Origin of the sequence: Klebsiella sp. 28, from assembly GCF_018223905.1 — a bacterium.
GTDB lineage: Bacteria > Pseudomonadota > Gammaproteobacteria > Enterobacterales > Enterobacteriaceae > Klebsiella > Klebsiella pneumoniae.
Genome location: NZ_JAGRQY010000011.1, coordinates 30802 through 57250 on the forward strand (window position 1 = coordinate 30802; position 26449 = coordinate 57250).

At 56.5% G+C, this 26449-nt stretch carries 23 protein-coding genes; 15 read left to right on the top strand and 8 right to left on the bottom strand.

Annotated features, from left to right (window positions below):
• Positions 1-113 precede the first annotated feature (113 nt).
• Positions 114-1394, bottom strand: coding sequence for a glutamate-1-semialdehyde 2,1-aminomutase (gene hemL / locus KHQ28_RS02155; protein WP_002889272.1), 1281 nt, complete (start codon positions 1392-1394; stop codon positions 114-116).
• 180 nt (positions 1395-1574) lie between these two features.
• Here hemL and clcA point away from each other — a divergent pair, with 180 nt between their 5' ends.
• A complete protein-coding gene (gene clcA / locus KHQ28_RS02160) occupies positions 1575-2993 on the top strand; it encodes a H(+)/Cl(-) exchange transporter ClcA (RefSeq protein ID WP_004151932.1) in 1419 nt (472 codons plus the stop codon).
• A gap of 81 nt (positions 2994-3074) precedes the next feature.
• On the top strand, positions 3075-3419 hold the full coding sequence (erpA, locus tag KHQ28_RS02165; protein ID WP_002889275.1) for an iron-sulfur cluster insertion protein ErpA: 345 nt from the start codon (positions 3075-3077) through the stop codon (positions 3417-3419).
• A 71-nt stretch (positions 3420-3490) separates the two neighbouring features.
• On the opposite strand, the gene KHQ28_RS02170 is transcribed toward erpA, so the two are convergent.
• Genes KHQ28_RS02170 through mtnN form a run of 3 tightly spaced genes read right to left on the bottom strand, consistent with a single transcriptional unit; the run spans position 3491 to position 5642 of the window.
• Positions 3491-4114 carry a TRIC cation channel family protein gene (locus KHQ28_RS02170; RefSeq protein WP_002889277.1) on the bottom strand — a complete coding sequence of 208 codons (624 nt, stop codon included), beginning with the start codon at positions 4112-4114 and terminating at the stop codon, positions 3491-3493.
• Between the two features lie 36 nt (positions 4115-4150).
• The gene (btuF, locus tag KHQ28_RS02175; protein WP_002889279.1) at positions 4151-4951 is read right to left on the bottom strand and encodes a vitamin B12 ABC transporter substrate-binding protein BtuF; all 801 of its coding nucleotides are present in this window, start codon (positions 4949-4951) and stop codon (positions 4151-4153) included.
• Positions 4944-5642 (bottom strand): 5'-methylthioadenosine/S-adenosylhomocysteine nucleosidase, encoded by a 699-nt coding sequence (gene mtnN / locus KHQ28_RS02180; protein ID WP_023279270.1) that lies wholly within the window; start codon positions 5640-5642, stop codon positions 4944-4946. Before mtnN ends, btuF begins: the two co-directional genes overlap by 8 nt.
• Positions 5643-5725: 83 nt before the next feature.
• Here mtnN and dgt point away from each other — a divergent pair, with 83 nt between their 5' ends.
• The 3 genes from dgt (at position 5726) to cdaR (ending at position 10132) form a co-directional block, all read left to right on the top strand.
• The gene (gene dgt, locus KHQ28_RS02185) at positions 5726-7240 is read left to right on the top strand and encodes a dGTPase (RefSeq protein ID WP_023279269.1); all 1515 of its coding nucleotides are present in this window, start codon (positions 5726-5728) and stop codon (positions 7238-7240) included.
• 134 nt (positions 7241-7374) lie between these two features.
• Positions 7375-8808 carry a serine endoprotease DegP gene (gene degP / locus KHQ28_RS02190; RefSeq protein ID WP_002889286.1) on the top strand — a complete coding sequence of 478 codons (1434 nt, stop codon included), beginning with the start codon at positions 7375-7377 and terminating at the stop codon, positions 8806-8808.
• 166 nt (positions 8809-8974) lie between these two features.
• Positions 8975-10132 (top strand): DNA-binding transcriptional regulator CdaR, encoded by a 1158-nt coding sequence (gene cdaR / locus KHQ28_RS02195; protein WP_002889289.1) that lies wholly within the window; start codon positions 8975-8977, stop codon positions 10130-10132.
• Between the two features lie 118 nt (positions 10133-10250).
• Here the strand turns inward: cdaR and KHQ28_RS02200 are convergent, their stop codons facing one another.
• From KHQ28_RS02200 to map, 4 genes are all read right to left on the bottom strand, one after another.
• Positions 10251-10637, bottom strand: a complete 387-nt coding sequence (locus KHQ28_RS02200) for a DUF3461 family protein (protein WP_002889292.1) — start codon at positions 10635-10637, stop codon at positions 10251-10253.
• Between the two features lie 107 nt (positions 10638-10744).
• Positions 10745-11569 (bottom strand): 2,3,4,5-tetrahydropyridine-2,6-dicarboxylate N-succinyltransferase, encoded by an 825-nt coding sequence (dapD, locus tag KHQ28_RS02205; protein ID WP_002889295.1) that lies wholly within the window; start codon positions 11567-11569, stop codon positions 10745-10747.
• Positions 11570-11599: 30 nt separating this feature from the next.
• Positions 11600-14263: a bifunctional uridylyltransferase/uridylyl-removing protein GlnD gene (gene glnD, locus KHQ28_RS02210; protein WP_004151931.1), complete on the bottom strand. Its 2664-nt coding sequence runs from the start codon at positions 14261-14263 to the stop codon at positions 11600-11602.
• A gap of 57 nt (positions 14264-14320) precedes the next feature.
• Positions 14321-15115, bottom strand: a complete 795-nt coding sequence (gene map, locus KHQ28_RS02215; RefSeq protein WP_004212705.1) for a type I methionyl aminopeptidase — start codon at positions 15113-15115, stop codon at positions 14321-14323.
• A 322-nt stretch (positions 15116-15437) separates the two neighbouring features.
• Between map and rpsB the strand changes: the two genes are divergently transcribed.
• The 10 genes from rpsB (at position 15438) to skp (ending at position 26447) form a co-directional block, all read left to right on the top strand.
• Positions 15438-16163, top strand: coding sequence for a 30S ribosomal protein S2 (gene rpsB, locus KHQ28_RS02220; protein WP_002889299.1), 726 nt, complete (start codon positions 15438-15440; stop codon positions 16161-16163).
• A gap of 119 nt (positions 16164-16282) precedes the next feature.
• Complete coding sequence (tsf, locus tag KHQ28_RS02225; protein WP_004151930.1) at positions 16283-17134, top strand: translation elongation factor Ts; 852 nt, start codon at positions 16283-16285, stop codon at positions 17132-17134.
• A 150-nt stretch (positions 17135-17284) separates the two neighbouring features.
• Positions 17285-18010, top strand: a complete 726-nt coding sequence (gene pyrH, locus KHQ28_RS02230; protein ID WP_002889306.1) for a UMP kinase — start codon at positions 17285-17287, stop codon at positions 18008-18010.
• A gap of 150 nt (positions 18011-18160) precedes the next feature.
• Positions 18161-18718, top strand: a complete 558-nt coding sequence (gene frr, locus KHQ28_RS02235) for a ribosome recycling factor (protein ID WP_002889308.1) — start codon at positions 18161-18163, stop codon at positions 18716-18718.
• Between the two features lie 228 nt (positions 18719-18946).
• Positions 18947-20149: a 1-deoxy-D-xylulose-5-phosphate reductoisomerase gene (gene ispC, locus KHQ28_RS02240; RefSeq protein ID WP_002889310.1), complete on the top strand. Its 1203-nt coding sequence runs from the start codon at positions 18947-18949 to the stop codon at positions 20147-20149.
• Positions 20150-20386: 237 nt separating this feature from the next.
• Positions 20387-21145, top strand: a complete 759-nt coding sequence (ispU, locus tag KHQ28_RS02245) for a (2E,6E)-farnesyl-diphosphate-specific ditrans,polycis-undecaprenyl-diphosphate synthase (protein WP_002889316.1) — start codon at positions 20387-20389, stop codon at positions 21143-21145.
• 12 nt (positions 21146-21157) lie between these two features.
• Complete coding sequence (gene cdsA / locus KHQ28_RS02250) at positions 21158-22015, top strand: phosphatidate cytidylyltransferase (RefSeq protein WP_002889318.1); 858 nt, start codon at positions 21158-21160, stop codon at positions 22013-22015.
• Positions 22016-22026: 11 nt separating this feature from the next.
• Positions 22027-23379 carry a sigma E protease regulator RseP gene (gene rseP / locus KHQ28_RS02255; protein WP_004177358.1) on the top strand — a complete coding sequence of 451 codons (1353 nt, stop codon included), beginning with the start codon at positions 22027-22029 and terminating at the stop codon, positions 23377-23379.
• 31 nt (positions 23380-23410) lie between these two features.
• Complete coding sequence (gene bamA / locus KHQ28_RS02260) at positions 23411-25840, top strand: outer membrane protein assembly factor BamA (protein WP_004145860.1); 2430 nt, start codon at positions 23411-23413, stop codon at positions 25838-25840.
• A 121-nt stretch (positions 25841-25961) separates the two neighbouring features.
• Positions 25962-26447 (top strand): molecular chaperone Skp, encoded by a 486-nt coding sequence (gene skp / locus KHQ28_RS02265; RefSeq protein ID WP_004178645.1) that lies wholly within the window; start codon positions 25962-25964, stop codon positions 26445-26447.
• The last annotated feature ends 2 nt before the right edge of the window (positions 26448-26449 follow it).

The following is a 26449-nucleotide window of genomic DNA, read 5'->3' on the forward strand; positions in this document are numbered from 1 at the left end:
CCCGGTGGCGCTACCGCTTACCGGGGCTACAGCGCTGTGCGATTTGGTAGCCCGGATAAGGCGCAATGCGCCTTATCCGGGAAAATCCCTGCGCCACCAGGCATTCAAGCACCTTACAGCTTGGCAAATACCCGACGCGCGGCGTCGATGGTGTTGTCGATATCTTCTTCGCTGTGGGCCACGGACATAAAGCCGGCCTCAAACGCTGACGGCGCGAGGTACACGCCTTCCTCCAGCATCAGATGGAAGAAGCGCTTGAAGCGTTCAACGTCGCACTTCACCACGTCCTGATAGCAGGTGACGGTTTCGGCATCGGTAAAGAAGATGCCGAACATGCCGCCGACGTTATTGACCACCAGCGGGATCCCGGCGTCACGCGCCGCATCCAGCAGGCCTTGCGCCAGCTGGTTAGTCAGTTCAGTCAGGGTTTCATGGACCCCCGGCTGCGCCACTTCGTTCAGGCAGGCGAAGCCAGCCGCCATGGCGATCGGGTTGCCGGAGAGGGTGCCCGCCTGATAGACCGGACCGGTGGGCGCCAGAGCGTCCATCACCTCACGGCGGCCGCCGAAGGCGCCTACCGGCATCCCGCCGCCGATGATTTTCCCCAGACAGGTCAGATCCGGCTCCACGCCGTAGTAAGCCTGAGCGCCTGCCAGCGCCACGCGGAAGCCGGTCATCACTTCGTCGATAATCAGCAGGGCGCCAAATTCGTCGCACAGGGCGCGCAGGCCCGGCAGGAATTCCGGCTGCGGCGGAATGCAGTTCATATTTCCGGCCACCGGCTCGACGATGATGCAGGCGATCTCCTGCGGATACTGCTCGAACGCCGCGCGCACCGAGGCGAGGTCGTTATAAGTGCAGGTCAGGGTATGTTTGGCGAAATCGGCCGGGACGCCCGGCGAGTTCGGCTGGCCGAGGGTCAACGCGCCGGAACCGGCTTTCACCAGCAGGCAGTCGGCATGGCCGTGGTAGCAGCCTTCGAACTTAATGATTTTGTCGCGCCCGGTGAAGCCGCGCGCCAGGCGAATGGCGCTCATGGTGGCTTCGGTACCGGAGTTCACCATCCGCACCATATCCATGGTCGGCACCAGCTCGGTCACCAGGGCCGCCATTTTCACTTCCATTTCGGTCGGCGCGCCAAAGCTCAGGCCGCGGGATGCCGCCTCGATCACCGCATTGCGGATAGCCGGGTGGTTGTGGCCCAGCACCATCGGACCCCAGGAACCGACATAATCGATATAGGCTTTCCCATCCACGTCATAGAGGTAAGCGCCATCCGCGCGTTCGATAAACAGCGGTGTGCCGCCGACGCCGGTGAAAGCGCGCACCGGCGAGTTAACGCCGCCGGGGATCAGTTCGCGCGCAGCGTGATACAGATTTTCAGATTTGCTCATGGCCAGGGTCCTGGTTCGTGAAAAATGTTTTATCGGCTATTCTAAGTTATTCCAGGATGGTTATGAAAGTTTTGCCCAATTGAAACAATGTGCCGCAATGGCATTTTTTTGACGACGCAGCGCGCCGGGACGGCTAAAATGCCGCTCTCTTCATTTGTATTACCAATAATTGATAACGGCATGAAAGCAGAAACTCCCTCTTTTGAAGCACATCAGTTTGTGCGGGTGCGTCGCGGCGATGCGGTGCGCCGTCTGATTCAACGCGATAAAACGCCGCTGGCAGTGCTGTTTATGGCGGCAGTGGTCGGCACGCTGGCGGGGCTGGTGGGCGTCGCCTTTGAAAAGAGCGTGAACTGGGTGCAGAACCAGCGGATCGGCGCGCTGGCGCAGGTGGCGGACCACTGGTATCTGGTCTGGCCGCTGGCGTTTATCCTGTCGGCGCTGCTGGCGATGGTCGGCTATTTTCTGGTGCGTCGCTTTGCGCCGGAAGCCGGCGGCTCCGGGATTCCGGAAATTGAGGGCGCGCTGGAGGAGCTGCGGCCGGTGCGCTGGTGGCGCGTGCTGCCGGTGAAATTCGTTGGCGGCATGGGGACCCTTGGCGCCGGGATGGTGCTGGGTCGTGAAGGACCGATGGTACAGCTTGGCGGCAACATTGGGCGCATGGTGCTGGACGTTTTCCGCATGCGCAGTCCGGAAGCGCGGCATACGCTGTTGGCGACCGGTGCGGCGTCGGGGCTTTCGGCGGCCTTTAATGCGCCGCTGGCCGGTATTCTGTTTATCATCGAAGAGATGCGCCCGCAGTTCCGCTACAACCTGATCTCCATTAAAGCGGTGTTTACCGGCGTGATCATGTCGAGCATTGTGTTTCGCATTTTCAACGGCGAAGCGGCGATCATTGAGGTGGGTAAACTAAGCAACGCCCCGGTAAATACCCTATGGCTGTATCTGGTGCTGGGCATGCTGTTTGGCTGCTTTGGCCCGCTGTTTAATTTTCTGGTGCTGCGCACTCAGGATCTGTTCCAGCGCATCCACGGCGGCAACATCAAAAAATGGGTGTTGATTGGCGGATTAATCGGCGGGCTCTGCGGTCTGCTGGGGCTGATGCAGCCCTCCGCGGTGGGCGGTGGCTTTAACTTGATCCCTATCGCCGCTGCCGGTAACTTCTCCGTCGGACTGCTGCTGTTTATCTTTATTGCCCGCGTGGTGACCACGCTGATCTGCTTCTCTTCCGGCGCGCCAGGGGGCATTTTCGCGCCTATGTTGGCGCTCGGCACGCTGCTGGGCACGGCGTTCGGCATGGCGGCTATTCCGCTGTTTCCGGCCTACCATCTCGATGCCGGCACCTTCGCGATTGCCGGTATGGGGGCGCTGCTCGCCGCCTCGGTGCGTGCGCCGCTGACCGGGATCGTGCTGGTGCTTGAGATGACCGATAACTATCAGCTCATTTTGCCAATGATTATTACCTGCCTTGGCGCAACACTACTGGCGCAATTCCTCGGCGGTAAGCCTTTGTATTCGACCATTCTGCAGCGTACTCTGGCGAAGCAGGAAGCCGAGCAGGCGGCAAAAGCGCAGCAGGCTCCCCGGGAGAATACTTGAACGATTTACCAGGGTATTAGATAATGGCTCAAAAGGTCCGGTTATTCTTTAACCGGCCGGAAGTATCAATGGGAGCAGAAAATGAGTGATGACGTAGCGTTGCCGCTGGAGTTTACCGAAGCCGCAGCCAATAAAGTAAAACACCTGATTGCGGATGAAGATAATCCGAACCTGAAACTGCGCGTGTATATCACCGGCGGCGGTTGCAGCGGTTTCCAGTATGGCTTCACCTTTGACGATCAGGTGAACGAAGGGGATATGACCATTGAGAAACAGGGCGTCGGCCTGGTGGTTGACCCGATGAGCCTGCAGTATCTGGTCGGCGGCTCTGTCGACTATACCGAAGGGCTGGAAGGTTCGCGCTTTATCGTGACCAATCCGAACGCGAAAAGCACCTGCGGCTGCGGCTCCTCGTTCAGCGTTTAAAGCGAGTTCTCCCCCAGCGGGAGGGAGCAAACCCTAAAAACGGTAACCTTAAGGTTACCGTTTTGCTTTTGTTACCGACCGTTATCGTCCAGGGCAAACGTCGGCAGCTTCAGATGCCAGCGAATAGCCGCCAGACGAATTACCAGGGTGACCACCATCCCCATCATTGCCGAATTCTCCAGCGGGAGATGAAAGGTGTCGTGTGCCGTGGCGTGGACAATACCGCCGACGATACAGGCGGTGGCGTAGATTTCGGTACGCAGAATCATAGGAATTTCCCGCGCCAGCACGTCGCGAATAATCCCGCCGCCGACGCCGGTCACCACCCCCATGCACACCGCGACCAGCGGGCCGCTGCCAGCAAGAAAAGCTTTATTGACGCCAATGCCGACAAACACCGCCAGACCGACGGCATCAAGAACGGGCAGGATCCATTTCGGCAGCCGGCGAGGCTGGCGGACCAGCAGGATGGTCAGCATGCTGGTGACCATCGCCACCACCAGATCGGTGGGATCTTTGACCCAGAATACCGGGCCATTCGCCAGCGCCATGTCGCGGATGGTCCCGCCGCCTACCGCCGTCACTACCCCTAACACCAGCACGCCGAATGGGTCCATACGCAGTTTTCCGGCTAGCAGTACGCCGGAGATCGCGAAGACAGCTGTGCCAATAATATCCAGCCAATAGACAAGCATCGTTGATTCCCACTGAACATCCGGTGTGCCGGATGATTATTTTACCTGGTCAAGCGCCGCACAAAGTTGTTTGGCGGCGAGGATAATACGTGGGCCGGCGCGTTCAAACCAGTCGCTGTGTAACGCAATCAACGAAATGGTGAGCTGATGTTGCCAAAAGCGCTGCGCTTCGGCAATGCGGCTGGCATCCCCGGTCACCACGATCGCCTGCGGCTGGCGGGCCAGCACCTGTTCGCGGCTCACCTGCGGCCAGGGAACGCGGCTGGTGGCGAAGATATTCTCGCCGCCGCAAAGCCTTAGCACCTGATCCTGAATCGAACCGGGGCCGCTGGTGAACAGCGGTGCGGAGCCGAACTGCAGGAAGACGCGTTTCTTCGGCGCGTTGGCATAGCGCGCTTTCAACGCATCGTATTCCTGCTGCATCGCCTGCGCCGCCTGCTGCGCTTTTTCCGGCTGCGGGCTCCACTGCGCCAGCTCACGCAGGGTAGCGATGATCTCTTCTATGGTCGAGGTCTGTACCCACAGGACATGAATACCCAGAGACTGCAGCTGGTTAACCTGGCGTTCGGCATTGCCCCCGCGCCAGGCCAGCACCACGTCTGGCTTGAGCGCCACGATGCGTTCCAGGTTCATTCCCTGCCAGCTGGCAACCTGTTCGATCGTTTTGGCCTGCGAAGGATAATCGGAATAGCTGCTGACGCCGACCGGCGTGATCCCGGCGGCAAAGGCCAATTCGGTATTGGCGGGGGAGAGGGTGATCACCCGCGGCGCGGCCAGCAGCCACGCCGGGGCGAGTAACAGCAGCGCGGCAAGCGCGAAGGATAGCGACTTAGCCACGTGCCAGGTTCTGTACCAGATTCTCCACCATCAGGGTGGACTGTCTGGCGGCGACCGCAAGGAACTCCTCAAAGCTGAGGTGGGACTGCTGGTCGGCCACGTCGGAGATAGCGCGAACCACCACGAAGGGAACCTTAAAGTTATGGCAGACGTGGGCGATGGCGGACGCTTCCATTTCCACGGCGATCGCCTGCGGGAAGTTATGGCGGATCTTCGCCAGACCGACAGAGCCGTTAATGAAGGCATCCCCGCTAACGATGAGGCCGCGAACGGCGTTGAGATCTAACGCTTTAATGCAGCTCTCTGCGGCGGCCACCAGTTTTTCATCCGCCTTAAAACCCGCCGGGCAGCCAGGGAGCTGGCCGTATTCATAGCCGAAGGCGGTGACGTCGGCGTCGTGGTAGCGCGCTTCATCGGAGACGACGATATCGCCGACCTTCAGCGTCGACGCCAGGCCGCCGGCAGAACCGGTATTAATGATCACGTCAGGCTGGCAGCGCTCCAGCAGCAGGGTCGCGCCCATCGCCGCCGCTACTTTTCCGATACCAGACTTCAGCAGAGCGACGTCAACGCCGTGAAGTTGGCCGGTATAGATTTCGCTTCCGCCAATGGTGATGGTCTGGCGGTTTTCGATTTTGTCGCGCAGAAGGGTAACTTCCTCTTCCATAGCGCCAATAATGCCAATTTTCATAGATTTACTCGCGATGTGTCAGGTTTAGTTGCATAGTCTATCATGCGCTTAAGGGGAAGCGTATTGCTCGCGCGGGAGAGGCTATGGCAAAGATTGATTTTCGCAACAAGATAAACTGGCGTCGACGCTTCCGTTCGCCGCCGCGGGTGGAGACGGAGCGCGACATCCTGCGGATCTTTGAAAGCGATCGGGGACGGATCGTCAACTCGCCGGCAATCCGCCGCCTGCAGCAAAAAACTCAGGTCTTCCCGCTCGAGCGCAACGCGGCGGTGCGCACTCGCCTGACCCACTCGCTGGAGGTGCAGCAGGTGGGGCGCTATATCGCCAAAGAGGTGCTGAGCCGGCTGAAAGAGCTGAGGCTGCTGGAAGAGTATGGCCTGGAAGAGCTGACCGGGCCATTCGAGAGCGTGGTGGAGATGGCCTGCCTGATGCACGATATCGGCAATCCCCCGTTTGGCCATTTTGGCGAAGCGGCGATTAACGACTGGTTCCGTCAGCGCCTGGCGCCCGGCGATGCGCTCGGGCAGCCGCTGACCGACGATCGCTGCGAAGTGCAGGCCTTACGACTGCATGACGGAGAGACATCGCTTAATGCGCTGCGCCGTAAAGTGCGCCAGGATCTCTGCAGCTTTGAGGGCAACGCGCAGGGCATTCGTCTGGTCCATACGCTAATGCGTATGAACCTGACCTGGGCGCAGGTGGGATGTATCCTGAAATATACTCGTCCGGCGTGGTGGTCTGAGGAGACGCCGGCCAGCCACAGTTATTTAATGAAGAAACCTGGCTATTATTTAGCCGAAGAAGAGTATGTCGCGCGTTTGCGTAAAGAACTGGATCTCGCGCCTTACAATCGGTTTCCATTAACCTGGATTATGGAGGCTGCGGATGACATCTCATATTGCGTCGCGGATCTCGAGGACGCGGTGGAAAAACGTATTTTTAGCGCAGAACAGCTCTATCAGCATCTTTACGAGGCCTGGGGCAGTCATGAAAAAGGCTCGTTATTTTCGCAGGTAGTAGAAAATGCCTGGGAGAAATCGCGAGCCAATTATCTGAAGCAGAGCGCGGAAGATCAGTTTTTTATGTATTTGCGGGTGAATACGCTGAATAAGCTGGTGCCCTACGCGGCGCGCCGATTTATTGACAACCTGCCGGCAATCTTCACCGGGGACTTTAATCATGCGTTGCTGGAGGACGACAGCGATTGCAGTCAGCTACTGGAACTCTATAAAAATGTGGCGATGAAACAGGTCTTTAGCCATCCGGATGTTGAGCAGCTGGAATTGCAGGGCTACCGGGTGATCAGCGGCCTGTTGGATATCTATCAGCCGCTGCTGAAATTATCGCTGGAGGATTTCAGCGAATTAGTAGCGCAGGAGCGGGTACGACGTTTACCCATTGCCTCCCGGCTGTATCAGAAACTTTCGACCCGTCACCGGCTGGCCTATATTGAAGCGGTAAATAAACTGGCGCGTACGGCGCCCGAATTTGCGCTGATGGAATACTATTATCGCTGCCGTCTGATTCAGGACTATATCAGCGGGATGACGGATTTGTATGCGTGGGATGAATATCGGCGACTCATGGCGGTGGAATAGGCTGGAGTTTTGTAAAGATGGACAATAAATTTTTACTTTTTCCAGAAACTTAATTCCGGAACTTAGCGTTATAAAATGACTCTGATAGTCACGTACACAGCAACTTTCGTTACCTGATATTGAGATTGAAACTGATGAAAAAAACCACGTTAGCAATGAGTGCACTGGCTCTGAGTTTAGGTCTGGCGTTGTCCCCGCTCTCTGCGAGCGCGGCAGAAACGGCATCTTCGGCCACTAATGCACAGCAGATGCCAAGCCTGGCCCCGATGCTGGAGAAGGTGATGCCGTCGGTGGTGAGCATTAACGTTGAAGGTAGCACCACCGTTAATACCCCACGGATGCCACGTAACTTCCAGCAGTTCTTTGGCGATAATTCGCCGTTCTGCCAGGATGGGTCTCCTTTCCAGAGTTCGCCGTTTTGCCAGGGCGGCGGACAGGGCGGTCAGCCTGACGGCGGCCAGCAGCAGAAATTTATGGCGCTGGGCTCCGGCGTCATCATTGATGCCGCCAAAGGGTATGTGGTGACCAACAACCACGTCGTGGACAACGCCACCACGATTAAGGTTCAGCTGAGCGATGGCCGTAGGTTTGATGCCAAAGTCGTCGGCAAAGATCCGCGCTCTGATATCGCGCTGATTCAGATTCAGGATCCAAAAAACCTGACGGCGATTAAGCTTGCCGACTCCGATGCGCTGCGCGTCGGTGATTACACCGTGGCTATCGGCAACCCGTTCGGTCTGGGCGAAACCGTGACCTCCGGGATTGTCTCCGCGCTGGGCCGTAGCGGCCTCAATGTGGAAAACTACGAAAACTTTATCCAGACCGATGCGGCGATTAACCGCGGGAACTCCGGCGGTGCGCTGGTGAACCTCAACGGCGAGCTGATCGGTATCAACACCGCCATTCTGGCGCCGGACGGCGGCAACATCGGTATCGGTTTTGCTATCCCGAGCAACATGGTGAAAAACCTGACCGAGCAGATGGTGAAATATGGCCAGGTGAAACGCGGTGAGCTCGGCATTATGGGCACCGAACTGAACTCTGAGCTGGCGAAAGCGATGAAAGTCGATGCCCAGCGCGGGGCCTTCGTCAGCCAGGTAATGCCAGGTTCGGCGGCCGCGAAAGCGGGCATTAAAGCCGGCGATGTCATCACCTCCCTCAACGGGAAAGCGATCAGCAGCTTCGCCGCGCTGCGTGCCCAGGTCGGCACCATGCCTATCGGCAGCAAAGTTGAGCTTGGTCTGCTGCGCGACGGCAAACCGGTGACCGTGACCGTCGAACTGCAGCAGAGCAACCAGACCCAGGTTGACTCCAGCACCATCTTCAACGGGATTGAAGGGGCGGAAATGAGCAATAAGGGTCAGGATAAGGGCGTGGTGGTCAATAATGTGAAAGCCGGTACCCCGGCGGCACAGATTGGCCTCAAGAAAGGCGACGTCATCGTCGGGGCGAATCAGCAGCCGGTGAAAAACATCGCCGATCTGCGGAAAATCTTCGACGCCAAACCGTCCGTACTGGCGCTGAACATTCAGCGCGGCGACGCCTCTATCTATCTGCTGTTGCAGTAACCGCCAGCACTCGCTTCCCAGCCCCTTCCCTCGCCGAGGGCAGGGGCTTTTTTCGTTCTGTGACCGCCCCCACAACTCCACATATCTCACCCCGGCTTAGTGCAAATGCACAATGCAGCGCGACGATGACTCTTTTATGCTGGTGCCCAGCAAAGGGGAGGACTACATGGCTGGCTGGCATCTTGATACCAAAATGGCGCAGGATATTGTGGCGCGGACCATGCGCATCATCGATACCAATATCAACGTGATGGATGCCCGCGGGCGGATCATCGGCAGCGGCGATCGGGAAAGGATTGGTGAATTGCACGAAGGCGCGCTGCTGGTCCTCTCCCAGGGGCGGGTGGTGGATATCGACGACGCGGTCGCTCGCCATCTGCACGGGGTTCGCCAGGGGATTAACCTGCCGCTGCGCCTGGAGGGGGAGATCGTCGGGGTGATCGGCCTGACCGGCGAGCCGGAGTCGCTGCGAAAATATGGCGAGCTGGTGTGCATGACAGCAGAGATGATGCTGGAGCAGTCGCGGCTGATGCATCTCCTGGCCCAGGACAGCCGTCTGCGCGAAGAGCTGGTGATGAACCTGATTCAGGCGGAAGAGCATACCCCGGCGCTGAACGAATGGGCTCAGCGTTTAGGCATCGATCTCAATCAGCCGCGCGTGGTGGCGATGATTGAGGTAGACAGCGGTCAGCTCGGCGTGGACAGCGCGATGGCGGAACTGCAACAGTTACAGAACGCGCTGACCACCCCCGATCGCAATAATCTGGTGGCCATTGTCTCGCTCACGGAAATGGTGGTGCTGAAACCGGCGCTGAACAGCTTTGGCCGCTGGGACGCTGACGATCACGTCCGGCGCGTCGAGCAGCTTATCGCCAGGATGAAAGAGAATGGCCAGCTGCGCTTTCGCGTGGCGCTGGGCAATTTCTTCACCGGCCCAGGAAGTATCGCCCGCTCTTACCGTACCGCACGGACGACGATGATGGTTGGCAAGCAGCGGATGCCGGAGAGCCGCAGTTATTTCTATCAGGATCTAATGCTGCCGGTGCTGCTTGACAGCCTGCGCGGCGGCTGGCAGGCCAATGAGCTGGCCCGTCCGCTGGCGCGTTTGAAGGCCATGGACAACAACGGGCTGCTGCGGCGGACGCTGCAGGCGTGGTTTCGCCATAACGTGCAGCCGCTGGCGACGTCAAAGGCGCTGTTTATTCATCGCAATACGCTGGAGTACCGGTTGAACCGTATCTCGGAGCTGACCGGCCTGGATCTCGGTAGCTTTGACGACAGGCTGCTGCTGTATATCGCGCTGCAGCTGGACGAACAACGCTAAGACGTGGAGGCAAAAAAATGCCGGGTAGCGACGCGCCATACCCGGCCTGGACGATGCATGCTGTCTGGAGTGGATAGAGACCACCAGCCCGGCCAGGCAACGCGCCGCCGGGATGCTCTTACTTACGGGTGAGCTTTTCCAGATCGGCTTCGATTTCGCTGATCTTATTGGTGACCACGCTTTCCAGATGGCGTAAATCGTCGAGGATTTTACGCTTGAGATCGATTTCAGTGCGATCGCGCTGGCAGATCTGATCCAGCTCGTCGATAACGTAGCGCAGATTGGGGCTGATCTCCTGGACCTCTTTGTAGCCCTGGCCGACGCCGTCGGCGACGACGGTTTTGCGCTGACGCGGATATTTGAACTTCACGCTCTTGGCGAAGAATTCGCCTTTGTCTTTCTGAAAATAGATTTTCAGAATGTCGTTGTTAGCTTCCTGCCGCAGGCTATAGCGATCGATCTCATCAGGGTTGGTAATGCCAAGACTTTTCAGATTATCGTACATAACGGTACCTTTGATAGCATCATAACCATTGAATAATTAACGAAAAAATCCATTTTCGCCAGCATCAAATATAAAAAAAGCGGGATATCTCCCGCTTTTTATTTGCTTTAGTCGATGGTGCGCAGCAGTTCGTTAATGCCGACCTTGCCGCGGGTTTTGGCATCGACTTTCTTCACAATCACCGCGCAGTACAGGCTGTATTTACCATCTTTCGACGGCAGGTTGCCTGAGACTACCACCGAGCCAGCCGGTACGCGGCCGTAGAAGACTTCGCCGGTTTCGCGATCGTAGATTTTGGTGCTCTGACCGAGGTAAACGCCCATGGAGATGACGGAGCCTTCTTCGACAATCACCCCTTCAACCACTTCAGAGCGCGCGCCGATGAAGCAGTTATCTTCGATGATGGTCGGGTTCGCCTGCAGCGGCTCCAGTACGCCACCGATGCCGACACCGCCGGACAGATGCACGTTTTTACCGATCTGTGCGCAGGAGCCGACGGTGGCCCAGGTATCAACCATGGTGCCTTCGTCAACGTAGGCGCCGATGTTAACGTAGGACGGCATCAGCACAGTGTTGCGGGCGATGAACGCGCCCTGGCGCACGGCGGCCGGCGGCACCACGCGGAAACCTTCTTTCTGGAAACGCGCTTCGTCGTAGTCAGCGAATTTCATCGGCACTTTATCGAAGTAGCGGCTTTCCGCACCATCGATAACCTGGTTATCGTTAATACGGAAAGAGAGCAGTACCGCCTTCTTCAGCCACTGATGCGTCACCCACTGACCGTCGATCTTCTCAGCGACGCGCAGCGCGCCGGAATCAAGAAGGGCGATAACCTGGTTAACCGCTTCGCGGGTCACGGTATCCACATTAGCCGGCGTAATGTCGGCGCGACGCTCGAAAGCGGACTCAATAACGTTCTGTAACTGCTGCATTGTTTCTTTCCATTCACTAAAAAAAATACGTCACCCTTTATCGTTTGGATTGAGGGCCGCTGTCAACCGTTGTTGCACTTCTTGTTGCAGCTCATTATTAAGGGCACGCCGGTCGGCGGTGGCGATTATAAATAAATCTTCTACTCGCTCACCAATTGTCGTAATTCGCGCCCCGTGAAGCGATATCCCGAGGTCGGCGAACACCTGCCCGACGCGGGCGAGCAGCCCGGGCTGGTCGAGCGCTATCAGCTCCAGAAACGATTTTCGGTCGGTATGGGTCGGCAGGAAATTCACCTCGGTGTCCACGGAAAAATGGCGTAGCTTTGCCGCCTGACGACGCGGGGCCGGAGGCTGCCAGCTGCGCTGAGTGATGGTCTGCTCCAGCCCCTGGCGGATCGCCTCGTGGCGGTCGGCGGAAAGGGGGCTGCCGTCGGGCTCAAGGACGATAAAGGTATCCATCGCCATACCGTCGCGGGTGGTGAAGATCTGCGCGTCGTGGACGCTGAGGTTGCGACGGTCAAGTTCGCCACACACCGCGGCGAACAGGTAAGGGCGATCCGGGCTCCAGATAAAAATCTCCGTACCGCCGCGGGTGGCCTGCGAGCTCAGCAGGATCATCGGCTTATTCAGATCGTGGCGCAGCAGGTTGCGGGCGTGCCAGGCGAGCTGCGTCGGCGTATGTCGCACGAAATAGTTGGCGCGGCAGCGGTTCCAGATCTGATGCAGCGCCTCTTCATTAATATTGTCCATCCGCAGCAGGGCCAGCGCCTGCAGCTGATGGTGACGCACTCGTTCGCGCATGTCCGGGGTGCTTTGCATGCCGCGACGCAGCTGCTTCTCGGTGGCGAAATAGAGTTCACGCAGCAGGCTCTGCTTCCAGCTGTTCCACAAGGTTTCGTTGGTGGCGCAGATATCGGCGACGGTCAGACACACCAGATAGCGCAGACGATTTTCCGTTTGCACCTCCTCGGCGAACTGCTTAATCACCTCCGGATCCTGAATATCGCGCCGCTGGGCGGTGACTGACATCAGCAGGTGGTGACGCACCAGCCAGGCGACCAGCTGCGTTTCGCGCGAGTTCAGCCCGTGCAGCTCGGCAAACTTCAGCACATCCTGCGCGCCGAGGATCGAGTGGTCGCCGCCGCGCCCTTTGGCGATGTCGTGGAACAGGGCGGCAATTAAGATCAGCTCCGGGTGCGTTAAGCGCGGCCACAGCTCCACGCACAGCGGGTGGCGGCTGCGGGTTTCTTCTTTGGCAAAGCTTTCCAGCTTGAGCATCACCCGGACGGTGTGTTCATCGACGGTGTAGGCGTGAAACAGGTCGAACTGCATCTGGCCGACGATATGCGACCACTGCGGCATATAGGCCCACAGTACGCTGTGGCGATGCATCGGCAGCAGCCCGCGACTTACCGCCCCCTGATGGCGCAGCATACTAAGAAAGAGCGTGCGCGCCTCCGGGATATAGCACAGCGGCTGGGTGAGATGACGGCGGGCGTGGCGCAGATGGCGCAACGTCGTTGAGTAGATGCCGGTGATGGTGCTATTGCGCACCATGATATAAAACATGCGCAGAATGGCCTGCGGTTCGCGAATAAACAGCGTGTCGTCACGCAGATCGATAAGGGTGCCGCGCAGCTGGAAATCATCATCGATCGGGCGTGGTTTTTCATCCTCGGTCAGGGCGAGGATAGCCTCCTCAAACAGCTGAAGCAGCATCTGATTCAGCTCGCTCACCCGGCGGGTAACGCGGAAGAAGTCCTTCATCATGTGTTCAATCGGCTGGTTGCCGTCGCCTTCATAGCCTAGCCGGCGGGCCACGCTGAGCTGGCGGTCGAAAAGCAGACGGTTGTCATAGCGCGTGAGTTCAAGATGCAGCGCGAAACGGATGCGCCACAGCTGATGCAGACACTCATTGAGTTCATTGCGCTCGGCTTCGGTCAGAAAGCCGAAGCCGACCATCTCATCCATTGAGGTGGCGCCGAAATGGCGGCGAGCCACCCACTGTAGCGTATGGATATCGCGCAAGCCGCCGGGGCTGCTTTTCACGTCCGGCTCGAGGTTATAGCTGGTGCCATGATAGCGCTGATGACGGACGTTCTGCTCTTCGACCTTGGCGGCGAAGAACTTTTCCGATGGCCAGAAGCCGTCGCTAAAAATATGTTTTTGCAGTTCAAGGAACAGCGCGACGTCGCCGATCAGCAGGCGCGATTCGATTAAGTTGGTGGCAACGGTCAGATCCGAGAGACCTTCCAGCAGGCACTCTTCGAGGGTGCGTACGCTGTGGCCCACCTCCAGCTTGACGTCCCACAGCAGGGTGAGCAGTTCGCCGACTTTTTGCGCCTGGTCGTCCGGCAGTTTTTTACGACTGAGGATCAGCAGATCGACGTCTGAGAGCGGGTGCAGTTCGCCACGGCCATAGCCGCCGACGGCGACCAGCGCCAGGTCGCTGACGGATTCAAAACCGCAGGCGATCCATAATCGCTGCAGCAACTGGTCGATAAATTCGGTGCGCGCCGCGATGAGCTGCTCCGCGACGATGCCGGAGTCAAACGCCTCGCCCAGCCAGTGCTGGAAGGTATCGATGTGCGCCTTGATTGCGGCACAGTTCAGATCGCCCTGCGGCCAACTCACCGGGTGTTCCGGCGGGACGGGCAGGAGAGGGGAGGCTGTGTCAGGTAATGAGTTGCTCATCGCGTCACCATAAGAAAAAACTATCTAATAAAAAAGCCGGCGGGCGCCGGCTTTTCATCATTCATCGTGCGAGATTATCGCCGGGATGGTGTCATCCTTGCGTAGCGTCAGAATTTCGCAGCCGTTGTCTGTCACCACAATAGTATGCTCGTACTGCGCAGACAAGCTCCGGTCTTTGGTTTTCACCGTCCAGCCGTCTTTCATGCTGCGGATCTCTTTTTTACCGGCGTTGACCATCGGCTCGATGGTGAAGGTCATGCCTGGTTTGAGTACGACGTTGGTCTCCGGCGAATCGTAGTGCAGCACCTGAGGTTCTTCATGGAAGCCGCGGCCGATACCGTGCCCGCAGTACTCGCGAACCACGGAGAAACCTTCCGCTTCCACAAATTTCTGGATCGCCGCGCCGATCGCGCGCAGGTTGATCCCCGGTTTAACCATCTTCAGCGCCAGGTACAGGCTTTCCTGAGTGATGCGGCACAGGCGCTCGCCGAGAATCGTCGGTTTGCCAACGATAAACATTTTGGAGGTATCGCCATGGAAATCATCTTTAATGACGGTCACGTCGATATTCACGATATCGCCATCTTTCAGCAGCTTGCCGTCATCAGGGATACCGTGACAGACCACTTCATTGACCGAAATGCAGACGGATTTCGGATAGCCGTGATAGCCGAGGCAGGCGGAAATGGCCTTCTGCTCGTTAACGATATAGTCGTTACAGATGCGGTCCAGTTCGCCGGTGCTGACGCCCGGTTTGACGTAGGGTTCGATCATTTCCAGCACTTCGGCGGCCAGACGGCCGGCAACGCGCATTTTTTCGATGTCTTCAGATGTCTTAATAGAGATAGCCATGGAGTATGTCCAGCAGTGTCGATTTTTTCGACAATAATAGAGTAAGTCCTGTCAATGGTAACAGTCTGGGCAGGCTGGTGCCAAACTGAGAATCATTAACAGCACGCGACGTCAACAAGAGTTGGTGTCTGGATGGATTTTGTGGTATAAAGCGCGCCGGACTTCCGTTCCATCTCAGATACACAAGGATGGACGTAAGCGACATAGCTCACTTTGTGTAATAACACACACGTATCGGCACATATTCCGGGGTGCCCTTCGGGGTCGGTAATATGGGATACGTGGAGGCATAACCCCAATTTAATCTATAGAGGTTTTAAACATGGCAACTGTTTCCATGCGCGACATGCTCAAGGCTGGTGTTCACTTCGGTCACCAGACCCGTTACTGGAACCCGAAAATGAAGCCTTTCATCTTCGGCGCGCGTAACAAAGTTCACATCATCAACCTTGAGAAAACCGTACCGATGTTCAACGAAGCTCTGGCTGAACTGAACAAGATCGCTGCTCGTAAAGGTAAAATCCTTTTCGTTGGTACTAAGCGCGCTGCAAGCGAAGCGGTAAAAGACGCTGCTCTGAGCTGCGATCAGTTCTTCGTGAACCATCGCTGGCTGGGCGGTATGCTGACTAACTGGAAAACCGTTCGTCAGTCCATCAAACGTCTGAAAGACCTGGAAACTCAGTCCCAGGACGGTACTTTCGACAAGCTGACCAAGAAAGAAGCGCTGATGCGCACTCGTGAGCTGGACAAGCTGGAAAACAGCCTGGGCGGTATCAAAGATATGGGCGGCCTGCCGGACGCACTGTTCGTTATCGACGCTGACCACGAGCACATCGCTATCAAAGAAGCAAACAACCTGGGCATCCCGGTATTTGCTATCGTTGATACCAACTCTGATCCGGACGGCGTAGACTTCGTTATCCCGGGTAACGACGATGCAATCCGCGCAGTAAGCCTGTACCTGGGCGCTGTTGCTGCTACCGTTCGTGAAGGTCGCTCTCAGGACCTGGCTTCTCAGGCGGAAGAAAGCTTCGTAGAAGCTGAATAATAAGGTTTAAGCCCTTATTAGTACCGTGTATGAATAGGGGCCAATTATCGGCCCCTTTTTTCAATTTACGCTGTTTGGCCGTTGGCCGGGCAGTATCCACATCTCCCGAGGATTTTAGAATGGCTGAAATTACCGCTTCCCTGGTAAAAGAGCTGCGCGAACGTACTGGCGCAGGCATGATGGATTGCAAAAAAGCGCTGACTGAAGCGAATGGCGACATCGAGCTGGCAATCGAAAACATGCGTAAATCCGGCGCGATCAAAGCGGCGAAGAAAGCAGGCAACGTGGCTGCTGACGGCGTGATCAAAACCAAAATCGAAGGCAACTACGGTTACATTCTGGAAGTTAACTGCCAGACTGACTTCGTTGCTAAAGATGGTGGTTTCCAGGCATTTGCCGACAAAGTACTGGACGCCGCTGTTGCAGGTAAAATCTCCGACGTTGAAGTTCTGAAAGCGCAGTTCGAAGAAGAACGTGTTGCGCTGGTTGCTAAAATCGGCGAGAACATCAACATCCGTCGTATCGCTGTTCTGGAAGGCGACGTTCTGGGCAGCTACCAGCACGGTGCGCGTATCGGCGTTCTGGTTGCCGCTAAAGGCGCTGACGAAGAGCTGGTTAAGCAGCTGGCAATGCACGTTGCTGCAAGCAAGCCGGAATTCGTTAAGCCGGAAGACGTGTCTGCTGAAGTGGTAGAGAAAGAGTACCAGGTTCAGCTGGACATCGCGATGCAGTCCGGTAAGCCGAAAGAAATCGCAGAGAAAATGGTTGAAGGCCGCATGAAGAAATTCACCGGCGAAGTTTCTCTGACTGGTCAGCCTTTCGTTATGGAGCCGAGCAAATCTGTTGGCCAGCTGCTGAAAGAGCACAACGCTGACGTGACTGGCTTCATCCGCTTTGAAGTGGGCGAAGGCATTGAGAAAGTTGAGACTGACTTTGCAGCAGAAGTTGCTGCGATGTCCAAGCAGTCTTAATTTTTAAAAAAAGGAGCCGCCTGAGGGCGGCTTCTTTTTGCGCCCATTTTGTAAATTCAGCCAACTGCTTATAGTGGCCGCGCTGAAATGCGACATACAATGTCGCCGGAATTATCACATCTCATTCGTTGACAGTCTCAGGAAAGAAACATGGCTACCAATGCAAAACCCGTCTACAAACGTATTCTGCTGAAATTAAGTGGCGAAGCGCTGCAGGGCTCAGAAGGCTTCGGTATTGATGCAAGCATACTTGACCGCATGGCTCAGGAGATCAAAGAGCTGGTTGAGCTGGGTATTCAGGTTGGCGTAGTAATTGGTGGCGGTAACCTGTTCCGTGGTGCTGGTCTGGCGAAAGCGGGTATGAACCGCGTTGTGGGCGACCACATGGGCATGCTGGCAACGGTCATGAACGGCCTCGCAATGCGTGATGCGCTCCACCGCGCCTATGTGAACGCTCGTCTGATGTCCGCCATTCCGCTGAACGGCGTATGCGACAACTACAGCTGGGCAGAGGCGATCAGCCTGCTGCGCAACAACCGCGTAGTGATCCTCTCCGCTGGTACCGGCAACCCGTTCTTTACCACCGATTCCGCAGCCTGCCTGCGCGGTATCGAAATTGAAGCCGATGTGGTGCTGAAAGCCACCAAGGTTGACGGCGTATTCACCGCTGACCCGGCAAAAGATCCTTCTGCCACCATGTACGATCAGCTGACCTACAGCGAAGTTCTGGAAAAAGAGCTGAAAGTCATGGATCTGGCGGCCTTCACCCTGGCGCGTGACCATAAATTACCGATTCGCGTCTTCAACATGAACAAACCTGGCGCCCTGCGTCGCGTGGTGATGGGCGAAAAAGAAGGCACATTGATCACGGAATAATTCCCGTCAGCGCCAAATCCGGGTAATATTCCGCTTTACTTTCGCGGGGATATTGCCCGGTGATTTTCATTAAATCTGACTATACTTAGCTCATTTTCCGACGGGTGCCCCGTCTGGTCTGACTGAGACAAGCTTTCAAGGATTCGTAACGTGATTAGCGATATCAGAAAAGATGCTGAAATCCGCATGGAAAAATGCGTCGAAGCATTCAAAAACCAAATCAGCAAAATTCGCACGGGTCGTGCTTCTCCGAGCCTGCTGGACGGGATTGTTGTTGAATACTACGGTACTCCGACCCCGCTGCGCCAGCTGGCCAGCGTCACCGTCGAAGACTCCCGTACCCTGAAAATCAACGTCTTTGACCGTTCTATGTCCGCGGCCGTTGAAAAAGCGATCATGGCGTCAGACCTCGGTCTGAACCCAAGCTCTGCCGGCAGCGATATTCGTGTCCCGCTGCCGCCGCTGACCGAAGAGCGTCGTAAAGACCTGACCAAGATCGTGCGTGGTGAAGCCGAGCAGGCGCGCGTTGCCGTGCGTAACGTTCGCCGTGACGCCAACGATAAAGTCAAAGCGCTGCTGAAAGAAAAAGAGATCAGCGAAGATGACGATCGCCGTTCTCAGGACGACGTGCAGAAAATGACTGACGCCGCCATCAAAAAAGTTGACGCGGCGCTGGCAGACAAAGAAGCGGAACTGATGCAGTTCTAATGCTCTGCCCTTACTCGGGCCAGACAGGCTCTGGCCTGAGTAAAATCTGAAACGCCGTACAGAAGACTGTACGCTCAATTCTCGGGATTGCGTTGCGACCGCTGGCCTTGTAGCCTTTAGCGCTTAGTTGAAGGCCTAATGCCGCCGTCTCATCCCCGATAGTTGCTGCGTAGGGGCTTGCTGGCGGCGTTTTGCTTTTTATTCTGTTTCCACTCTTCTGGACGTCTCATGAAGCAATTAACCGTTCTCGGTTCGACCGGCTCCATTGGCTGTAGCACGCTGGACGTGGTGCGCCATAACCCTGGTCGCTTTTCCGTCGCCGCGCTGGTCGCGGGGAAAAACGTTGACCGTATGGTTGAACAATGCCTGGAATTTACCCCCCGTTACGCGGTGATGGACGATGCGCAAAGCGCTGAGCGGTTGCGCACCCGTCTGCATGAGCATGGCAGTCGCACCGAGGTGCTAAGCGGCCAGCAGGCGGCGGCCGAGGTCGCGGCGCTGGATGAGGTCGATCAGGTCATGGCGGCAATCGTCGGCGCGGCGGGACTGGTGCCGACGCTGGCGGCGATCCGCGCCGGGAAAACGGTATTGTTAGCGAATAAAGAATCGCTGGTGACCTGCGGTCGCTTATTCATGGAGGCGGTGCAACAGTCGGGGGCGCGATTGCTACCGGTCGATAGCGAGCATAACGCTATTTTTCAGAGTATGCCGGAGACAATTCAGCAGCATCTGGGATACGCTGATCTTGCCCGGAATGGCGTCTCGTCAATCCTGCTGACCGGCTCCGGTGGGCCTTTCCGCGAGACGGCCGTGGCTGAACTGGCGGCGATGACCCCGGATCAGGCCTGCCGTCATCCCAACTGGTCGATGGGGCGCAAGATCTCCGTCGATTCGGCCACGATGATGAACAAAGGCCTGGAATATATTGAAGCGCGCTGGCTGTTTAACGCCTCGGCCCAGCAGATGGAAGTGCTGATCCATCCGCAGTCGGTGATCCACTCGATGGTTCGCTATCAGGATGGCAGCGTGCTGGCCCAGCTTGGGGAGCCGGATATGCGCACGCCGATCGCCCATACCATGGGCTGGCCGCAGCGACTGAATTCCGGCGTTAAACCGCTGGACTTCTGTCAGTTGAGCAATCTGAGCTTCTCCGCGCCGGACTATACGCGATATCCGTGCCTGAAGTTGGCGATGGACGCGTTTGACGTCGGCCAGGCCGCGACCACGACGCTGAATGCGGCTAATGAAGAGTCGGTTGCCGCGTTTCTGCATGGCGATATCCGCTTTACCGATATTGCGGCGGTTAACCTGGCGGTGCTGGATAAGATGGACCTGCAGGAGCCGCAAAGCATTGATGATGTTCTGGTTATCGACGCCGAGGCGCGCGCAATCGCTCACCAGCAGCTGCAGCGGTTGGTTGCGCAGGCGTAACGCGGTGATATTTGTGGGCGCAAGGCTTCGGTGATATAGTCTGCGCCACCCGATCGTTGCATTTTGTTGTTAAAGATTACGGTGGCCGTGACAAAACACGGCTTTTTTGCGTAAAGCTTTTGGTTGTTCTCTGCGATTGGCTGCAGCCCCGGCACCGGATAAAAATGCGTATCCAGCGCGGCCCGGTGGCCTCTGTTTGGTGGCTAGTTAATCCTTATTATGGACTTAAAACGCGTGATGTTGTCTGCTAATCAAACTGTCAGCGAAATATCGCCCACCCATGGCTGCCGTCATGTCGCCATTATTATGGATGGCAACGGCCGTTGGGCGAAACGGCAAGGTAAAATTCGCGCTTTCGGGCATAAGGCCGGGGCGAAATCCGTGCGTCGCGCGGTCTCCTTCGCGGCGAATAATGGGATTGAGGCGTTAACGTTATACGCGTTCAGCAGCGAAAACTGGAACCGTCCGGCTCAGGAAGTCAGTGCGCTGATGGAACTGTTCGTCTGGGCGCTGGATAGCGAAGTCAAAAGCCTGCACCGACACAATGTGCGTCTGCGGATTATTGGCGACACCACGCGCTTCAATGCGCGCCTGCAGGAGCGGATCCGCAAAGCGGAAGCGCTAACCGCAAACAATACCGGCTTAACGCTGAATATTGCAGCCAATTACGGCGGTCGCTGGGATATTACCCAGGGCGTTCGTTTGCTGGCGAAACAGGTACAGGACGGGACGCTGCTGCCTGAGCAGATCACGGAAGACATGCTGAGTCAGCAGGTCTGCATGCATGAACTGGCTCCCGTTGATTTAGTTATTAGGACCGGGGGAGAGCACCGAATAAGTAACTTTCTGATTTGGCAAATTGCCTATGCCGAACTTTACTTTACGGATGTTCTTTGGCCCGATTTTGCTGAACAGGACTTTGAAGGTGCACTCCATGCCTTTGTTAATCGAGAGCGTCGTTTCGGCGGCACTGAGCCGGGTGGCAGTCATGCCTGATGGGGGTCACTTTTGCTGAAGTATCGCCTGATATCTGCTTTCGTCTTAATCCCCATCGTCATTGCGGCATTGTTTTTATTGCCGCCGATGGGCTTTGCTATCGTCACCCTGGTGGTCTGTATGCTCGCCGCCTGGGAGTGGGGACAACTGAGCGGTTTTACCTCGACGTCGCAGCGGGTTTGGCTGGCGGTGCTGTGCGGCCTTCTGCTGGCGGCGATGCTTTTTCTGCTGCCTGAATACCATTATGACGTTCATCAACCGATGGTTGAAGGGTCGCTATGGGCCTCTTTTGCCTGGTGGATCGTCGCGTTACTGCTGGTGCTCTCATACCCGGCGTCGGCGGCATTCTGGCGCCACTCTAAGGTGCTGCGCCTCATCTTCGGCATTCTGACCATCGTCCCGTTTTTCTGGGGCATGCTGGCGCTGCGCGCCTGGCACTATGCCGATAACCACTATAGCGGCGCGCTGTGGCTGCTGTACGTCATGATCCTGGTGTGGGGCGCGGACTCTGGCGCCTATATGTTTGGTAAAATGTTTGGCAAGCACAAGCTGGCGCCGAAGGTCTCACCGGGTAAAACCTGGCAGGGCTTTTTTGGCGGTTTGCTGACCGCGGCAGTGATTTCCTGGGCCTACGGCGTGTGGGCCCATCTTGACGTCACGCCGACGGTGCTGCTGGTCTGTTCGGTGGTGGCGGCCCTGGCTTCGGTGCTGGGCGACCTGACGGAAAGTATGTTTAAGCGCGAGGCCGGCATTAAGGATAGCGGGCACTTGATTCCCGGACATGGTGGTATTCTCGATCGTATCGACAGCCTGACGGCGGCGGTACCGGTCTTCGCCTGTCTGCTACTGTTGGTCTTCAGGACGATTTGACGGAAGGTTATATGCTGAGCGTGCTCTGGAATCTGGCGGCTTTTATCATTGCGCTTGGCGTACTGATTACGGTGCATGAGTTTGGCCATTTTTGGGTGGCGCGCCGCTGCGGTATCCGGGTTGAGCGTTTTTCTATCGGCTTCGGCAAAGCGCTGTGGCGGCGGATGGATAAGCAGGGCACAGAGTTCGTCATCGCCCTGATCCCACTGGGCGGCTACGTCAAGATGCTGGATGAGCGTGTTGAAGCGGTGGCGCCGGAGATGCGTCACTACGCCTTCAACAATAAAACCGTCGGTCAGCGTGCGGCGGTGATTGCCGCCGGCCCCATCGCTAACTTCATTTTCGCTATCTTTGCTTACTGGCTGGTCTTTATCATCGGCGTTCCCGGCGTGCGGCCGGTGGTGGGTGAAATAACGCCCAATTCGGTTGCCGCGCAAGCACAAATTGCAAAAGGAACGGAACTTAAAGCGATAGATGGTATCGAAACGCCTGATTGGGATGCGGTGCGTCTGCAGCTGGTGGCCAAAATCGGCAACCCGCAAACAATAGTTACCGTCGCCCCTTTCGGGACCAATCAGCGCCAGGATAAAATCGTCGATCTGCGGCACTGGTCGTTTGAGCCAGACAAGCAAGATCCCGTGACCTCGCTGGGGATCCAGCCGCGCAGCGCGCAGATTGATACGGTGCTGGCTGAGGTTCAGGCGGGATCGGCAGCCCAGAAAGCGGGTTTGCAAGCGGGCGACCGGATCGTTAAAGTCGATGGTCAACCGTTAACGCAGTGGATGACGTTTGTTAATCTGGTGCGCGATAATCCGGGCAAAGCGCTGGCGCTGGAGATTGAACGGCAGGGGAGTGCGCTGCCGTTAACCCTGACGCCGGATGCGAAAACGGTGAAAGGTAAGGCGGAAGGGTTCGCAGGGGTGGTGCCAAAGGTCATCCCGCTGCCTGAAGAATACAAGACAGTACGTCAGTACGGACCGTTTGCCGCCATCGCTGAAGCCACGGATAAAACCTGGCAGCTGATGTCGCTGACGGTCAGGATGCTGGGTAAATTGATAACCGGTGATGTCAAACTGAACAACCTCAGTGGGCCGATCTCTATCGCTCAGGGGGCTGGAATGTCAGCGGAGTTTGGGTTGATTTATTATCTGATGTTCCTGGCGCTGATTAGCGTGAACCTCGGAATCATCAACCTGTTCCCTCTACCCGTACTGGATGGGGGACATCTGCTGTTTTTAGCGATTGAAAAGCTGAAGGGCGGGCCGGTATCCGAGCGAGTTCAAGACTTTAGTTATCGCATTGGCTCAATACTGCTGGTGCTGTTAATGGGGCTTGCACTTTTCAATGATTTCTCTCGGTTATAAGAGAGTTTGTTAGGAAGAACGCATAATAACGATGGCGATGAAAAAGTTGCTCATAGCGTCGCTGCTGTTTAGCAGCGCGACTGTATACGGTGCTGAAGGGTTCGTGGTGAAGGACATTCATTTCGAAGGCTTGCAGCGTGTCGCTGTTGGTGCGGCCCTCCTCAGTATGCCAGTGCGTCCTGGCGATACGGTGACCGACGATGATATCAGTAACACTATTCGCGCGCTGTTTGCCACTGGCAACTTCGAGGACGTCCGCGTCCTGCGCGATGGTGATACCCTGCTGGTGCAGGTGAAAGAGCGTCCGACGATCGCCAGCATCACTTTCTCCGGCAACAAGTCGGTGAAAGATGACATGCTCAAGCAGAACCTTGAGGCCTCAGGCGTTCGGGTGGGCGAGTCGCTTGACCGCACGACCATCGCGGATATCGAGAAGGGTCTTGAAGACTTCTACTACAGCGTCGGTAAATACAGCGCCAGCGTCAAAGCAGTCGTTACGCCGCTGCCGCGTAACCGTGTCGATTTGAAGCTGGTCTTCCAGGAAGGCGTCTCCGCAAAAATTCAACAGATCAACATCGTCGGCAACCATGCGTTTTCGACCGATGAGCTGATCTCCCACTTCCAGCTGCGCGATGAGGTGCCGTGGTGGAACGTGGTCGGCGACCGTAAATACCAAAAGCAGAAGCTAGCGGGCGACCTTGAAACCCTGCGCAGCTACTACCTGGATCGCGGCTATGCCCGTTTCAACATCGATTCTACCCAGGTCAGCCTGACGCCGGATAAGAAAGGGATCTACATCACCGTCAACATCACCGAAGGCGATCAGTACAAGTTTTCCGGAGTGCAGGTGACGGGCAACCTCGCTGGCCATTCCGCGGAAATCGAAGCGCTGACTAAAGTTGAGCCAGGCGAACTGTACAACGGTGCGAAAGTGACCAAGATGGAAAACGACATCAAGAAATTGTTGGGTCGTTATGGTTACGCCTATCCGCGCGTGCAGTCGCAGCCGGAGATCAACGACAGCGATAAAACCGTTAAGCTGCACGTTAACGTCGACGCAGGCAACCGTTATTACGTGCGTAAAATTCGCTTCGAAGGCAACGACACCTCTAAAGATGCCGTACTGCGCCGCGAAATGCGCCAGATGGAAGGCGCATGGCTGGGCAGCGACCTCGTCGATCAGGGTAAAGACCGTCTCAACCGTTTAGGTTTCTTTGAAACGGTGGATACTGATACCCAGCGCGTGCCGGGCAGCCCGGACCAGGTCGACGTTGTCTACAAGGTGAAAGAGCGTAACACCGGTAGCTTCAACTTCGGTATCGGCTACGGCACCGAGAGCGGCGTCAGCTTCCAGGCGGGCGTTCAGCAGGATAACTGGTTAGGTACTGGCTATGCTGTCGGGATCAACGGTACCAAAAACGACTACCAGACCTATACCGAGCTGTCGGTGACCAACCCGTACTTCACCGTAGACGGTGTAAGCCTCGGCGGTCGTGTCTTCTATAATGACTTTGATGCGAACGATGCGGATCTGTCTGACTATACCAACAAAAGCTATGGTACAGACATTACGCTGGGCTTCCCGGTCAACGAATACAACACGCTGCGCGCCGGCGTCGGTTATGTGCATAACTCCCTGTCCAATATGCAGCCGCAGGTGGCAATGTGGCGTTACCTTAACTCGATGGGCCAGTATCCGGACAACACCAACGACCGGAACTCGTTCAGTGCGAATGACTTCACCTTCAACTACGGTTGGACCTATAACAAGCTTGACCGCGGCTTCTTCCCAACGGAAGGTTCGCGCGTCAACCTGAACGGTAAGGTGACCATTCCGGGCTCAGACAACGAGTACTACAAAGCGACGCTGGATACCGCGACCTACGTGCCGATCGACAACGATCATCAGTGGGTAGTACTGGGTCGTACGCGCTTTGGTTATGGCGATGGTATCGGCGGCAAAGAGATGCCGTTCTATGAGAACTTCTATGCCGGTGGTTCCAGCACCGTGCGTGGCTTCCAGTCGAACACCATTGGTCCGAAGGCGGTGTACTTCCCGGCAAGCAGTCGTCATGATGATGACGATAGTTACGATAATGAATGTAAGAGCACCGAATCCGCACCGTGTAAATCCGATGATGCGGTGGGCGGTAACGCGATGGCGGTGGCCAGCCTTGAGCTGATTACCCCGACGCCGTTTATTAGTGACAAATATGCGAACTCGGTCCGTACTTCCGTCTTCTGGGATATGGGTACCGTATGGGATACTCACTGGGATTCGAGCGCGTACGCTGGTTATCCGGATTACAGCGATCCGAGCAACATCCGTATGTCTGCGGGTATTGCCGTGCAGTGGATGTCGCCGTTGGGGCCGTTGGTCTTCTCCTACGCCCAACCGTTCAAAAAGTACGATGGAGACAAAGCCGAACAGTTCCAGTTTAACATTGGTAAAACCTGGTAATTGTTGGCGGCAACGGAATGCAAGTGCAGTATAGCGCTGACTGTAGGCGATAACGCGTTTATCGCCTCGCCACGCAAATAACGGTACCCCTGGGTACTCATGGGATGGTAAGGAGTTTATTGTGAAAAAGTGGTTATTAGCTGCAGGTCTGGGTTTGGCAATGGTAACTTCCGCTCAGGCGGCAGATAAAATTGCCCTGGTGAACATGAACAGCCTGTTCCAACAGGTTGCCCAGAAAACTGGCGTTTCCAACACGCTGGAAAACGAGTTCAAAGGCCGCGCTAGCGAACTGCAGCGTATGGAAGGCGACCTGCAATCCAAAATGCAGCGTCTGCAGTCCATGAAGCCGGGCGCCGAACGTACCAAACTGGAAAAAGACGTGATGGCTCAGCGCCAGACCTTCTCCCAGAAAGCGCAGGCGTTTGAACAGGATCGCGCACGTCGTTCCAACGAAGAGCGTGGCAAACTGGTTACCCGTATCCAGACTGCCGTACAGAGCGTAGCGAAAGATCAGAGCATCGATCTGGTGGTTGACGCGAATGCCGTTGCATATAACAGCAGCGATGTAAAAGACATCACCGCTGATGTGCTGAAACAGGTTAAATAAGT

Coding starts and splice junctions, on each gene's coding strand:
- hemL (WP_002889272.1), bottom strand. CDS start 1,394: ATGAGCAAATCTGAAAATCTGTATCACGCTGCGCGCGAACTGATCCCC.
- clcA (WP_004151932.1), top strand. CDS start 1,575: ATGAAAGCAGAAACTCCCTCTTTTGAAGCACATCAGTTTGTGCGGGTG.
- erpA (WP_002889275.1), top strand. CDS start 3,075: ATGAGTGATGACGTAGCGTTGCCGCTGGAGTTTACCGAAGCCGCAGCC.
- KHQ28_RS02170 (WP_002889277.1), bottom strand. CDS start 4,114: ATGCTTGTCTATTGGCTGGATATTATTGGCACAGCTGTCTTCGCGATC.
- mtnN (WP_023279270.1), bottom strand. CDS start 5,642: ATGAAAATTGGCATTATTGGCGCTATGGAAGAGGAAGTTACCCTTCTG.
- dgt (WP_023279269.1), top strand. CDS start 5,726: ATGGCAAAGATTGATTTTCGCAACAAGATAAACTGGCGTCGACGCTTC.
- degP (WP_002889286.1), top strand. CDS start 7,375: ATGAAAAAAACCACGTTAGCAATGAGTGCACTGGCTCTGAGTTTAGGT.
- cdaR (WP_002889289.1), top strand. CDS start 8,975: ATGGCTGGCTGGCATCTTGATACCAAAATGGCGCAGGATATTGTGGCG.
- KHQ28_RS02200 (WP_002889292.1), bottom strand. CDS start 10,637: ATGTACGATAATCTGAAAAGTCTTGGCATTACCAACCCTGATGAGATC.
- dapD (WP_002889295.1), bottom strand. CDS start 11,569: ATGCAGCAGTTACAGAACGTTATTGAGTCCGCTTTCGAGCGTCGCGCC.
- glnD (WP_004151931.1), bottom strand. CDS start 14,263: ATGAGCAACTCATTACCTGACACAGCCTCCCCTCTCCTGCCCGTCCCG.
- map (WP_004212705.1), bottom strand. CDS start 15,115: ATGGCTATCTCTATTAAGACATCTGAAGACATCGAAAAAATGCGCGTT.
- rpsB (WP_002889299.1), top strand. CDS start 15,438: ATGGCAACTGTTTCCATGCGCGACATGCTCAAGGCTGGTGTTCACTTC.
- tsf (WP_004151930.1), top strand. CDS start 16,283: ATGGCTGAAATTACCGCTTCCCTGGTAAAAGAGCTGCGCGAACGTACT.
- pyrH (WP_002889306.1), top strand. CDS start 17,285: ATGGCTACCAATGCAAAACCCGTCTACAAACGTATTCTGCTGAAATTA.
- ispC (WP_002889310.1), top strand. CDS start 18,947: ATGAAGCAATTAACCGTTCTCGGTTCGACCGGCTCCATTGGCTGTAGC.
- ispU (WP_002889316.1), top strand. CDS start 20,387: ATGTTGTCTGCTAATCAAACTGTCAGCGAAATATCGCCCACCCATGGC.
- rseP (WP_004177358.1), top strand. CDS start 22,027: ATGCTGAGCGTGCTCTGGAATCTGGCGGCTTTTATCATTGCGCTTGGC.
- bamA (WP_004145860.1), top strand. CDS start 23,411: ATGGCGATGAAAAAGTTGCTCATAGCGTCGCTGCTGTTTAGCAGCGCG.